Source organism: Rufibacter tibetensis (assembly GCF_001310085.1).
GTDB lineage: Bacteria > Bacteroidota > Bacteroidia > Cytophagales > Hymenobacteraceae > Nibribacter > Nibribacter tibetensis.
This window is the reverse complement of the sequence record NZ_CP012643.1, coordinates 666,891-680,526: the sequence shown is the minus strand read 5'-3', so window position 1 is coordinate 680,526 and position 13,636 is coordinate 666,891. Positions and strand designations below refer to the sequence as shown.

The window sequence follows — 13,636 nt, the reverse complement described above, 5'->3', positions numbered from 1 at the left end:
GCCGCCTCTTTTTACGAGCGTCAAAGAAAAGGAATCATTCTTATAGTAACGTAGGAGTGATGGTAGTGTAGAAGATACCTGGTTTTGTGAAGGAGACTACTGCCAAAGCGGAAATATGGCTTATAAAGTTCTGGAAAGGCATTCAAGTTTTCATCCTTCATTTGTTTTCAACGTTTAAGCCAAGAACTAATCCCCCAAAAACTATGAAGTGTGAATTGAGTTTAATCTTTGAAGAAAACGACGGGACCCTCCGGTGGATCTTCAATATTTTGATCTATGCCCACCAGATAAGTGAACCGAAGGTGCGCAAAATGTTACAACCAACCCTGCAGGAGTTTCTGCATAAACGCAGTTACCAGGAGGTAGTCAGGCTAGCGGAGACAGACATAGACGAAGGGGATTTTGTACGGGATTACCTAAAACAGAACCTTCTTAAGTTTAATGCCTCGCAGGTACGGGTGAAAGGAGAGAAGATCAAGTCTATCTGCTTCACCATTGAACAGGCGGGCCACATGCAGAAAGCCGCTGACCCAGAATCAGTGGACCCTGAAGTACTAGCATTGTTTGAGGGCCATGAATTAAAGCTTCAGCAGATAAACCATTGCGCTATTGAAGCCTTAAAAACAGCAGGTGCCAAAGGTGTTCAGATTGAGAAGTTCAGTCATGAATAGAATATAGTAAGCTCTTGTTTGCAGGCTACTTTTTGAAAAAAGCCTCTAAATTAGAAGCAAATAAAAGGAAAAGCCCGGCATCTGCCGGGCTTTTCCTTTTATAATATGTAAGCATTATGCAGCCGCTGAAATCTGCATAGGGGAAGTTCCTTCTGTGAAAAGAGGTTCTACCATGTGGTGTAAACGGTTTTCTACAAAGCTGTTGCTCAGATGCTCTGGCAGCTCAGTCACTATTTTTCTGTATTTCTCCAAGCCCATAGCTTGGGCCACATAACTTTCATGCAATCCGTTCATGTAGCTTACAATTGAAAGCAAGCATTCATGGAACAATTTGAAGTCAATCTCAGCCTCTACAAAACGGTCAATCTCTTTCTGTGAAGAGGAGATGCGTAAACGGCTCAACAAGTCAAATAAGGTGGTGTAGCCCATGCGCCAGGTAATCTGCTGCCAATGCTGCGAGGACCATTTGTCTAATACCTTACCCGTTTTGGCGCTTTTGATAGCCGTTGCCGGATTCTTCTGTACCTGCTGCCTGATCGCGTTAGCGGTCAGTTTGCGGGTGGTACGTAAGAACTGTCCAATCTGGGCTTGTGCTTCAATCTCCTTACCCGCAATCTGCAGACCTGCTTTGTAGCCAGCCAGAGGCAAACGGTGGATGCTGAAGTCACAATACGGGCCAGCGGCATAGTACCCAATAGCTCTAGGGTAAGCATTCTTTACCACTAAACGCCCAGCTTCCCTTCTAATGGCAGCCTCGCTATTGGTTTTGATACCCAACGTGTACAGAAAAGCCTGCAATCCCGCGAAGATAGAATAATAGGCCTGCGGGAATGTCCAATGCAGGGCATTGCGCAAGTAAGTCTCATCTCCTAGTTCAGCAGTAGCCCGTAATGCATATTCTGTGCTCCAGCTATTGTGTAGGATTCTGGCCAATGCCTGTAGGTCCTGCTCCGTGACATCAGCAGAATGCTGTCTGAAAAAGGCATTGGTTCTCAAGCCAGATTCTTCCGAGCTATGGCTGATGTGGTAGTTGATTGCAAAAAAATAGTTCAGGAATACCTGAGCCGGAATAGATTTCCGCCAGGCAGAATCCTGTGGTTTTTGCTCTTCCTGAAAGAGCGGAATCACATTTTCATCTAATACCTTCTTCATGCTTAATAAACACAAAAGAAGTAGCTAGAGTTGCATGTATGCTAATTTTTTTGGTTTGTTAAATCGCTGAAGATAAGCAAATTATCTACAGTTAATAAAAATATTAGCAATTTCTGGGGTGACTGTTTTTGAAAGGTTTTGTTAGGGGAAAAGTCAAAGGAGAATGGTGAGTTGATAGGAGTTAAGTAGTTATATAATTCAAGGTTATAATGAAATATTAATTCCTTCTTAACATACCAACCGATTGGATTGGCTACTTTTGCAGGAGCTTTCTCTACTGCTAACAACTGAAAGTTAGCCATTTGTAAAGCCCGTCCTTCTTAAGCAATCTTCTTTTTATTTTTTTTTATGGTAAAACCATTACAAAAACTAAGTTTTATACTGATGGCTTTCCTGTGCCTAGGCAGCAGCGGGAAAGCTTTAGGGCAAGTTTATCTAAACTCAACCGGCTACACCCAGAACTTTGACAACTTGGAATCTGGAATGCCGGAAGGCTGGCAGTTTGTTCGTTTAGCAGGAACAGGAACTAATCCCTTAACTTTAGGAGTAACAAATGGATCAACAGCTACTGGCGGAGTTTATAATGTTGGCACTAGTGGAGCTGCTGACAGAGCATTAGGGACTTTAGCTTCTGGAGGCGCTATACCTGCGGTTGGGGTTAGCTTCAGGAATACCACTGGAACAACCTTAAATGGCTTTAGAATTGATGCCACAATGGAGCAATGGAGAACCCATTCAAGTAATACAGTAGTTGAAAAAGTCATTTTTGAATACAGTACTGATGCCACTAGCTTAACTACAGGCACCTGGGTAGGAGTTGAAAGCTTAGACTTGGTTGAAATACTAACCACTACCACAGCAGCAGCAGCGGTAAACGGAAACGATGCGGCTAATAGAACCGCCATCACCGGGGACATTACGGCTTCGCTTGCTCCTGATGCGATTATTTGGATTAGATGGAGAGATCAGGACGCTGCTGGAAGTGACGGGTTATATGCCATTGATGATTTCTCTGCTAAATTAGTCACAGCTGACATTACTGCTCCAACCTTAGTTTCTTCAACTCCGGCTGATGGGGCTACTAACGTGGAAACTGTCACCAACCTGGTTTTGAGCTTCAGCGAGGCTGTAGAGTTAGGAACTGGTAATGTATCTCTTACCTGGAATGGAGGAACCATGTCTAAAACAATCAGTGGCTCTGATATTCAAATAGAAGGTTCAATAGTAACAGTGAAAACAGGTGAGTTGCTTGCTAAAACTACTTACTCTGTGGTAGTTGATCATGCTGCTATTAAAGATGCCGCTGGTAATTTCTTTGCAGGTGTCACTGGAACTGCCCTGTCGTTTACCACTGCGGCTGCGCCAACTCCAGTGCTTTCTTCTACAGCCGAAGCTCTTTCGTTTCCGTTTACCGCTCTTGGCAAAAACAGAGTGATGTCCTATGACCTTTCTGGGGTAAATGTAGTAGAAAACGTGACCGTGTCTGTAACAGGTCCTTTCCAGATTTCTAAAACAACTGCTGACTTCACTACTTCCATGACCTTTACTGCCGCAGAGCTTGCCGCCGCCCAAAAAGTGTATGTGCTATTTGCGCCATCAGAAGCAGGAAGATTTGCTGGTACAGTTACCAATGCTACGGAAGGTGGCCAGGATTTAACCTTGAATCTTACCGGAGTTAGTGGAGACCCCTACAACCAGAACTTCAATGATGTTGCCTTCTTGACTAACAGTGGATGGTCCAGGTTCAACGTAAGCGGTGCACAACAATGGGCAAGCACCAACTTTGGTCGTGACTGCCTTTCTGGTTGCAATGCCGCTACCTTAAACAAAGCAGTACAGATAAATGGGTTTGCCGGAGGTATCAGCGTGCCTAACGAAGATTGGTTGATCTCCCCTGAGCTTGACCTGGCTTCATTCGCCAACATGGCGGTGTTAGACTTCTGGACGATCTCAGCTTTTTCCGGAGACCAGCTTAGATTGATGTACTCGGCAGACTACACCGGAACTGGTAATCCTAATGCAGCCACCTGGACTGAAGTTCCCGGCGTATTCCCAGCTGCCAACAGCAACCTGTGGACGTTGTCTCAAGGAATTGAATTGCCGAAGACGGCCAAATATGTAGCCTTTGTTTATACCACCACCACTGGTGCTTCCCGCTGGACAGTAGATGATTTTAGAATTCAGGATGTAAGCAGCTACAACACCATTCCTACCACTACTCTTGCTTTCGGGGAAGCCGCAAGCGGAAGTCATTCGGAGGCTCAGTCTTTCACCTTCAGAGCCGTTGGTTATGGAAATATCACGCTGACCGCCTCTACTGGATTTGAGTTATCTGCTGACAACGGGGCAACGTTTGCTTCTTCTGTAGTTGTTTCAGAATCAGAAACTGTTGCTGCAGCGGGTAAAACTGTACAGGTACGTTTTACTCCTGCTTCCAGACAAGTAATAGTAGAAGGAACGATCGCTATCACTGGAACAGACTTAAGCACCGAAACCATTAAGCTGAAGGGATCTTCTTACCTGAAGTCAGAAACTTTTGACGTGGCTACCTACAACATGGAGTTCTTCGGAAATGGTGGCCAAATTGCAGGAGGCTTTGGGCCTGCCAATGGGGCTTTGCAAATTGCTAATGCAACCACTGTTGTGAACCGGTTGAACATGGATATCATTGGACTACAGGAAATCAGTAATGAGGCCGCCGTTGACCAGGTAATTGCCAGCCTTCCTGGTTATGCCAAGCAGATTTCCCAGGTGTATTCGTACTCCATCAAGCCAAATTCGTCTACACAGCCTTTCCCGGCGCAAAAAGTAGGCTTCATTTACAACACGGCCAATGTAACCCCAGTTGGTTTCAGAGTGATTTTTGAAGACTTGTACAGAAAAGCTGTTGCCGGTGCTACTACTCTGGTTGATGATGATTTCTGGTCTTCTGGTAGATTGCCATACATGGGCACCTTTGACGTAAACGTAAATGGGATCACCAAGCGCATCAACGTGATTACCATCCACGCTAAGTCAGGCTCTTCCAATGCAGACTATAACCGTCGTGTAGCTGACTTGCAAGCTTTGAAAGATACTATTGATACTTACTACGCAGACCAGAACGTGATTTTGTTAGGTGACTTCAATGACAATGTGGTTGGCTCTATCAATACGAGCGGTGTGTCAAGCTACAGCTCGTTTGTGTCTGATGTGGAAGACTTCAAAACGTTGACGTATACCTTGGCCCAGAATGGTGGCTTCTCTTTCCCAAGCTCTGGCAGCTTCCTGGACCACATCATCATCTCTGATGAGTTAACCGATGAATACCTGGAGCCTTCTACTACCATTGAAGACCCTAGAAGCTACGTGATCAACTACTCTAACACTACTTCTGATCACTTACCGGTATATGCCCGTTTTGCCTTCACGTCTATTGACCCAACGGGCACTAAGAAAGATGAGAAGGATAAATTCAGAGTGTACCCTAACCCAACTATTGGCAACGTTAGCTTGCAACTACCAGTTCTAGCTTCAAGAGACAACCTTTCTATCATGGTGTACAGCCACAGAGGTGAATTGGTGCTTCAGGCAAGCGGTTTAGAGCAAACCCTGAACCAGCGTCTGTCAGAGAAAATGTCTACGGCACTTCCGGGCATGTATCTGGTAAAAGTGCAGGTAGGTGACAAAACCTACGAAACCAGATTGATCAAAAAGTAAGACTAACCTACTTCTTCAAAGCCTGCCAGAACCATTCTGGCAGGCTTTTTTATGCCGATATATTTTCCTTACTTGCTTCTAGGGCAGACTTGGTTTTAAGGCTGTTTTGTGAAATTGACTCTAAAATGCTATGCGTAAAGTCTCACTCTATCCCGTGGTTTTTCTTTGGCTTTTCCTGCAATTGGCGGGTTGTAAACCAGCAGACAGGCATGTCTCTGCTTCCCGTCAGGAAACTGGAGTAACTGGTAAGAACGGGATGGTAGTAAGCGCCCACCCTGAGGCATCCCGCATAGGGTTGGAGATTCTGCAAAAAGGGGGCAATGCCTATGATGCAGCGGTTGCCACGGGGTTTGCCTTGGCCGTAGCTTACCCTGTAGCAGGCAATATTGGCGGAGGCGGTTTTTTGGTCTACCGGAAACAAGATGGAGAAATAGGCACCCTGGATTATCGGGAAAAAGCACCCAAAGCCGCTACTAAAAACATGTACCTTGATGCCCAAGGCAATGTGGTGGCAGATGCCAGCACTTTAGGACATTTAGCAGTAGGTGTGCCAGGGGCAGTAGCCGGGTTGGTAGCCATGCATCAGAAACTCGGAAGCCTTCCCTGGGCGCAGGTTGTACAGCCTGCCATAGATCTGGCCCAAAAAGGAGTAGTGCTTACTGAACGAGAAGCCCGGATGCTTAACGGTGCAAAGGAAGGTTTTATCAAAGCCAACAAGTTCAACACCCATGTGGTGAGAGAGACGCCGTGGGAAAAAGGAGATATTCTGCCCCTGCAGGAGTTAGCGCGTACCTTAGAACGAATACGGGATAAGGGAAGAAACGGCTTCTATGAAGGAGAAACGGCAGATTTGCTGGTGAAAGAAATGCGCCGGGGCGGAGGAATCATTACGCACCAGGATCTGAAAGAGTACCAGTCGGTTTGGAGACCTGCTCTTACGGGGACCTACCGCGGGTACAAAGTTATTTCCATGCCTCCACCTTCCAGTGGAGGAATAGCGCTCTTGCAGTTGCTGCAGATGGTAGAACCTTATGATCTGCAAAAGTGGGGCTGGCAACACGCCAACACCGTACATGTGATGGTAGAAGCCCAACGGAGGGTATACGCAGACCGGGCTACCTACTTAGGTGACCCAGACTTTTTTAAAGTCCCGGTAGCCAATCTCCTGAACCCTGCATACTTAAAAAACCGCATGGCTACCCTGAACATGGAGCAAGCCACGCCTTCCACTCAGGTGCAGCAGGGAAGGTTGTTGGCCAGAGAAAGTGATCAGACTACTCATTACTCCATTGTTGACCAATGGGGAAACGCGGCTTCAGTGACAACAACTCTTAACGGAGGCTACGGCTCAAAAGTAGTAGTAGAAGGGGCTGGCTTTATCTTGAACAATGAGATGGACGACTTCAGTGTGAAGCCAGGGGTGCCCAACATGTTTGGGTTAATAGGAGGGGAGGCGAACGCCATTGCTCCAGGCAAAAGAATGTTAAGCTCTATGACCCCCACCATTCTGGAAAAGGACGGAAAACTTTTTATGGTGGTAGGCACTCCCGGTGGATCAACCATTATCACCTCTGTGTTTCAGACAATCCTGAACGTCATTGACCATGACATGGGCATGCAGAAAGCAGTTTCGGCTCCTAGATTCCATCACCAATGGCTTCCGGATCGCATTGAACCTGAATCCGATGCTTTGTCTGCATCAGTAAGAGCGGAGCTGCAAAAAAGAGGGCACCTTCTCCAGAATAGATCTAGCTACGGAGCGGTAGAAGGCATTCTCAAACTTAAAAATGGTACTTGGGAAGGTGGAGCAGACCCAAGAGGAGATGATACTGCGATGGGTTATTGATTTTAACGGGAATACAATTCTATTCTAAAGCATTCAAGCTTCGCTACACTGGTTTTACAGGGTGGTGAAGCTTTTTTGTCTTTAATGAGAAGGGGCATTAGACAGTAGAGATTTGCTCCATTTCATATATGTCAACAAGGAGTTTTCATTGATTTAGGGGACCTTTCCGCCTAGTAGCGCCCACTTACTAAATGGTAGACCCCATTTCTCATCTGAGTCCATTAATTCCATATCCTTCTTCGTTTTGGATTGACTACTCTAATAGCATGTACAACTTCCTGTCAATTGTACATACTACTTGTTCTTTGTCCTATTAATTAGATTCAAGAAGAGCTTAGTATGCAATCTATATCAAAATGGAATATGAGTATCTCATGTATGATATCAATTTGTCTGAAGTGTGTAGTATATAAATCATTCTAAATATAATTTCATAGGAGTCAACTCGTTCTCTGTCTATTAAGAAGTTGTGCGAATATTAAGGTATTCAGATATATAAAGTTACATTTTCAATGAACTTATAGTGTAGCCTTTTAGTTGTACCAACATCTAATAGGAAAATCCATCATAATTGCTTTGCCTATCTGCTAGAATAGACTTTTCAATTCAACCCCTTCATCAATCTTAGACAATGAATCTGAAGCAAATTGCTGCTCTTGGCTTGCTGTTGTTACTTGCAAGCGTTTCTAGGGCACAGGTGACACCTCAAAGAATGTTCATTCCGCGTCTATACCAGCAAAATTATTTCTACCTGAACCCTGCTTTTGCAGGAGCAGAAGGGAGACGTGAATTTGGGGTTTTTGGACACGTGAATTCTATAAACCGGGAATCTTCTTCTGCTCCATTGTCTGTAATTGCGCATTATCAAGGGTATGTGAATGCTAATAACTCAAACGGGATAGGCATTGTAGGGGTGTATGACCAATTTGGTCCTTATTGGTTAGGTAAGTTAGGCTTCACTTATGCCAAACGTTTTCAATTAGGAACCCAAAGCAGCCTTGCATTTGGTGCCCAGTTGGCCGCCGAATACATGAACGTTGATCTTTCTGAGAAAAGCCGGGGAGAAGAACGGAGAATGGTAGGCCATGACAATGACCTTCGGCCTGATATCGATGCCGGGGTTTGGCTGAAGCTCCGAAATTTCTATGCTGGTGGTACAGTGGCTAGTATACTGGAGCCTTCTTATAATTTAGTGGGCGACGCTGAACACGAGGGCATCAGGGAAATAGTAGTAACTGCCGGGTATAAGCTCGCTTTAACAGAGCAGTATTCCTTAATTCCTTCGTTTCTAATGACCCAAGCGTTGGAAGACGGCAAACAAGAGTATCAATTTGGCACGATGGCTCATATCAAGTTCCTTACGGCTGGGGTTAACTACCGGGGCCAATTTGATAAGAGAGCTCCATGGAACGTGAGTGCTGGTCTCAACATCAAAGACAACGTGCACTTAACTACTACCTTTGACATTACAAAAAAATCAGTTGGGGTGCCAAAGCCTGATCCTCAGGTAGAGGCAAATCTCCACATACGGTTCTAACATCAAACATAGTAGATACTATGAAGGCTTGCCAGAAGGCAGGCCTTTTTTTATGTCTTGACCACAAACCCAGGAGGTACAACCTAACAAAGATGGCCTGAGTAGAAGGAGAAAACTACCTTCTACTGTATGGACCTATCCTATATCCTGAATGAGCTTGGGGAAGACAGAGCTACGTATTTCAATGCAGTGGCGCCACCCATTATACAGAGTAGCAACTTTGCCTGTAGAACAGTAGCTGAGATGCGCTTTATGCTCCAACATGAGGCGGAGGTGCACTTTTATTCGCGAGGGAATAATCCAACGGTGAGCATGCTGGAGCAAAAGGTTGCCGCCTTAGAAGGAACAGAACACGCCATTGCTTTTGGAAGCGGGATTGCAGCCGTGGCAGCAGCGGTATTGTCTCAGGTGAAAGCTGGTGACCATGTAGTCTGTATCAAGAAGCCATATACCTGGACGAATAAACTCATGCGGTATTTTCTGCCTCGGTTTGGAGTGGAGGTGACGATGGTAGATGGCACTGATGCCAGAAACTTTGACTTGGCCAGCAAGGAAAATACGGTGTTGTATTATTTAGAAAGCCCCAACTCCTTCACTTTTGAACTGCAAGATATTGCCCGGGTTACTTCCTACGCCAAAGGCAGGAACATCTGCACCATCATTGACAACAGCTTTGCGTCCCCGTTATTCCAGAACCCGGCAGCTATGGGGGTAGATCTGGTAGTGCATTCAGCTACTAAATACATTGGTGGTCATAGTGATGCCATGGGCGGCATAGTCTGTGGAACACGGGAGCGCATCAACCGAATCTTTGAGGCTGAATTCATGACCTTAGGGGCTGTGTTGTCACCCCATGATGCCTGGCTATTGCTGAGAGGCTTGAGAACGCTGCCCCTGCGTATGGAACGGGTGGCGAAGACCACTCGTCAGGTTGTCGCTTACCTGCAGCAAAGAGATGAGGTCGCTGAGATTATCTGGCCTTTCTTACCAGAGCACCCGCAGTATTATCTGGCTAAAAAACAGATGCGGAACAATACAGGGCAATTCACCATCAGGTTAGCGGCAGAAAGTTTGGAGGAGGTAGAAAGGTTCTGTGACAGCTTGCAGCACTTCTTGATGGCGGCTTCCTGGGGAGGGTATGAATCATTAATTTTTCCGGTGGCGGCTTCTTACAGGGATGGCAACTTCAGGTCGTCCATGCCTTTCACTCTAATCAGGTTTTACATTGGGCTGGAAGACCCTGAGTATTTAATCAAGGACCTGGAGCAGGCTTTTACCAAAATGAAAAGGTAATCTGATTTAAGGCTGCTTTCAGAAAAAGGCATAAAAAAGGCCGGTACTTATGTACCGGCCTTTTTTAGAGGCTTGCCAATGGTTTCTTACAAACCATCTTTCAGGATAGAAACAGCTTCCTGAATATACAAGTCTTTCTTAGCGTTACGGGTAAAAGCCTGGAAGCGAGCAGAAGCAGCAGTATCTCCGGTTAACTTAGACAAGTCTTGCTTCAAGCCAGCCACATCCAGTTGTGGGATGTTTTTCCGCAGGTTCTCCAGTTTCTTAGATTCTTCCTGAGCTTTGCGTTCTTCAGCTAAGTAAGTGCTTAGTTTCAGCGAGCGGGTAGAAGTCTCGGTTCTTTCTTTCAAACGCATAGCAGTTTGGTTGATCAAAGAGAACGTTGGGCTAGCGGCCACTCTGGCCTTAGAAGAAGCTTTCAGTTTCTCAATAGAGAAGTTGGGGCTGTTCCAAGTGTTGAATTTAGCCGATTGGATCTCATCAAACGGAAGCGCATATTCCTGCTCTTTCTCGCCATATTTCAGGTACGTATAAGTGTCTGGTAGCACGATGTCTGGAGTCACGCCACGCAACTGGACAGTTTTACCACTGATTCGGTAATACTTCTGAGTTGTCAGTTTCAGGTGACCTAGAGGTTTCACTGCATCAAAAGAAGCCGGCAATACCTGGTCTAAGTCAAAGAACTGCTGAACAGTACCTTTGCCATAAGTAGAGCTACCTACAATCACACCACGTTTGTAGTCCTGAATGGCGGCAGCCATGATCTCAGATGCAGAGGCACTGTTCTCATTTACCAACACCACCAACGGGCCACCAAACTGAACCTGCGGATCACGGTCTTCTAAAACCGCAGCAGGGCCATTGGCTGATTTCACTTGGACCACTGGACCGGACTTGATGAACAAGCCCACCATGTCAACCACGTCCTGCAAAGAACCGCCACCGTTGTTTCTTAAGTCAAGAATAATGCCTTGGGCATTTTCCTGCTTCAGCTTCTGGATTTCATTTGCCACGTCTTTACCGCTGTTGCGGCCACCGGCGTTCTTGAAGTCAGCGTAGAAGGCAGGCAAATGAATGTAGCCAATTGGTTTTTGGCCTTTGATGATTAGGGACTTGGCATAGCCTTCTTCCCGTACCACCACGTCACGGATGATGGAAACCACTTTCATGGTACCATCGACTTTCTTCACGTGCAGACGAACCTCAGTACCTTTTTTACCTCTGATCAAAGTAACAGCCTTGTCAATGCGCATCCCAGAAATATCTACTGGTTGCTGATTTCCCTGCGCTACTTTCAAGATCACATCACCGGGCTTCAACTCACCTTGCAGGTAAGAAGGGCTACCGGGGGTGATTTCAGAAACTTTAATAACCCCGTCTTTTTCCTGTAACAAGGCACCAATACCTTCTAAACGACCAGAGAACTCATAGTCAAAGTCTTCTTTCTCTTTAGGGGCATAGTACTCTGTGTGCGGGTCATAGATGTTCGCGAAGGAGTTGAGATAAGAAGAACGGTAATCTTCGTTCTCTAACTGGCCCATCCGCTTGAAAAGCTCATCGTAGTTTTCGCGCAGCTTCTTACGGGCATCAGCCTCAATTTCAGGCATGCTCTTCTTCGTTTCTTTAGAACCTACTGAGTCGGCTTTTTGCTGGCTGTCAATAGCGTCAGCTACTCTTATGAGTGCCTGGTACTTCAAGTACTTGCGCCACTCTTCTTTTAAAGCAGCTGGCGATGAAGCAAACTTCAGTTTCTCTGGTTTTACCTCAATGGTTTCTTCTTTATCAAACTCAAATGGTTTCTCCAGAATCTCTTTATAATAACTTTCAGCCTCTTTCAGTCTTTTCTGAAAAAGACTCATGGAAAGGTCGAAGAACTTAAAAGAGCCGTTCTTGAACTCATCGTCCAGTTGGGTCTGGTAAGTTGCTAACTGGTCTACGTCTGACTGCAATAAGAATTTCTTATTATGATCCAGGCGCTCCAGGTATAGATTGAAGGCTTTTTTGGAGAAATTATCGTCTAAGCGCTCCGGAGAGTAGTGAGCCGAGCTCAATCCCTGCATAAGCACTTTGGTTAATACTTCGTTTTTCTGGTCCCGTGCTGTGGTATCTGTCTCCAGCAGTTTGTAGGAAGCAATGCCGAACACCACAGAAGCGGCAGTACCGTACGTAACCAGTTTTTTCTTAAATGAAAACATATATGCGTCTCTAGAAATGTCTGTTAATCTATATACAAAAGTAGTGCCTGTTTTGCGGTTGCATTACTTTAGCTTAAACGTACACTATCTGTAGAAAGGTGTAAGCGGTATAAGATAATTTAATAAAGAATTGCAAGTAAGCAGAACGTGGCAGTAGTTGTTCTTTTTGACTCTGTTTTTTTTAACAATAGTGACCTTGGTTTTGTTTCTCCTTGATTTTCAATGAGAATAATATTTATAGGCAATGTAGGTACACCTCAAAAATTCAAGGGTGTGTGGAAACGAAGGCATGGCGGCATCATGAGGAAAATAGATCTCAACTTCACCTTAACCGCCAAACAACATGGAAACAAACTCCACTTACGCCGCCACCCTGGATGACATGGTTTTTGAAGGCCGAAACAAAGCCTATGGTGCCTATGTCTTACGCAAATTGTACCATCAGCATTTAAGTCAGGCCACTCTGTTTGCAATTTCATTATTCCTGATTGCCTTCTCTATTCCTACTCTGGCGAACAGATTTTTTGTAAAGACAGCCATTCCTATAACACCCCCTAAAGTGGATACAGGCAAATGGGTGCCGGTTGACTTGCCTGAACCAGAGAAAATAAAAGAAGTAAAAGCGTCAGAGCCTTCCGCTCCCAAACCTGCTGCACCCACCGTAAAGAACGTATCCATCAAAGTAGTGGAAGACACAAAAAAGGTCATAGATGAGATTCCAACGCAGGAGCAACTTAAAACCGCTAACTCAGGAATTGCTACTTCAGAGGGAACTGGTGAAGGGAACCTCAATAATCCTGAACCTGCTGGTGGAACAGGGGATGGCACCGGAACTGGAAAGGAGGATGCATCAGCCGCAGTGGAGCCCTTTCTAAGCGTGGAGAACATGCCTCAGTTTGAGGGAGGACTTTCTAAACTGATGGAATTTGTAGGCAAGAACCTTAGGTACCCAAGGGCAGCTCAGGCAAGTGGAATAGAAGGAACAGTGGTGGTGAGCTTTGTGGTTGCCGCTACCGGTGACATCACCGATATCCAGATTCTGAAAGGCTTAGGATACGGCACCGAAGAAGAGGCAGTAAGGGTCATGAAAAAACTACCTCGCTGGAAACCCGGCAATCAGAATGGAAGAGCCGTTCCCGTACGAATGACCTTGCCTATCAGGCTAGAGCTAAAATAGGAAGGAGCTGGATATTAATTTGGTCTCTACAAGAAAATAGGAGGGAAGTCTATACCTCAACTACTC

General features: G+C 45.5%; 9 protein-coding genes. 6 read left to right on the top strand and 3 right to left on the bottom strand.

All coding sequences use genetic code 11. The features are described from left to right. Window positions 1–203: 203 nt before the first annotated feature. On the top strand, window positions 204–671 hold the full coding sequence (locus tag DC20_RS02540) for a hypothetical protein (protein ID WP_157593020.1): 468 nt from the start codon (window positions 204–206) through the stop codon (window positions 669–671). A gap of 114 nt (window positions 672–785) precedes the next feature. Here the strand turns inward: DC20_RS02540 and DC20_RS02535 are convergent, their stop codons facing one another. Together DC20_RS02535 and DC20_RS02530 are read right to left on the bottom strand one after the other, a co-directional pair. Continuing rightward, a complete protein-coding gene (locus DC20_RS02535; protein WP_062542386.1) occupies window positions 786–1,823 on the bottom strand; it encodes a hypothetical protein in 1,038 nt (345 codons plus the stop codon). Between the two features lie 41 nt (window positions 1,824–1,864). Further along, window positions 1,865–2,125: a hypothetical protein gene (locus tag DC20_RS02530; RefSeq protein WP_062542385.1), complete on the bottom strand. Its 261-nt coding sequence runs from the start codon at window positions 2,123–2,125 to the stop codon at window positions 1,865–1,867. A gap of 82 nt (window positions 2,126–2,207) precedes the next feature. Here DC20_RS02530 and DC20_RS02525 point away from each other — a divergent pair, with 82 nt between their 5' ends. The 4 genes from DC20_RS02525 to DC20_RS02510 all read left to right on the top strand — a co-directional run bounded on the left by DC20_RS02525 (window position 2,208) and on the right by DC20_RS02510 (window position 10,198). After that, a complete protein-coding gene (locus tag DC20_RS02525; protein WP_062542384.1) occupies window positions 2,208–5,522 on the top strand; it encodes an Ig-like domain-containing protein in 3,315 nt (1,104 codons plus the stop codon). A 130-nt stretch (window positions 5,523–5,652) separates the two neighbouring features. Then, window positions 5,653–7,368 carry a gamma-glutamyltransferase gene (gene ggt / locus DC20_RS02520; protein WP_394331551.1) on the top strand — a complete coding sequence of 572 codons (1,716 nt, stop codon included), beginning with the start codon at window positions 5,653–5,655 and terminating at the stop codon, window positions 7,366–7,368. Window positions 7,369–7,999: 631 nt separating this feature from the next. After that, window positions 8,000–8,905 carry a PorP/SprF family type IX secretion system membrane protein gene (locus tag DC20_RS02515; RefSeq protein WP_062542382.1) on the top strand — a complete coding sequence of 302 codons (906 nt, stop codon included), beginning with the start codon at window positions 8,000–8,002 and terminating at the stop codon, window positions 8,903–8,905. Between the two features lie 129 nt (window positions 8,906–9,034). Continuing rightward, on the top strand, window positions 9,035–10,198 hold the full coding sequence (locus tag DC20_RS02510; RefSeq protein WP_062542381.1) for a trans-sulfuration enzyme family protein: 1,164 nt from the start codon (window positions 9,035–9,037) through the stop codon (window positions 10,196–10,198). 86 nt (window positions 10,199–10,284) lie between these two features. Here DC20_RS02510 and DC20_RS02505 read toward each other — a convergent pair whose 3' ends face one another. Then, window positions 10,285–12,393: a carboxy terminal-processing peptidase gene (locus DC20_RS02505; RefSeq protein WP_062542380.1), complete on the bottom strand. Its 2,109-nt coding sequence runs from the start codon at window positions 12,391–12,393 to the stop codon at window positions 10,285–10,287. Window positions 12,394–12,736: 343 nt separating this feature from the next. Between DC20_RS02505 and DC20_RS02500 the strand changes: the two genes are divergently transcribed. Further along, complete coding sequence (locus DC20_RS02500) at window positions 12,737–13,570, top strand: energy transducer TonB (RefSeq protein ID WP_062542379.1); 834 nt, start codon at window positions 12,737–12,739, stop codon at window positions 13,568–13,570. Window positions 13,571–13,636 lie beyond the last annotated feature (66 nt).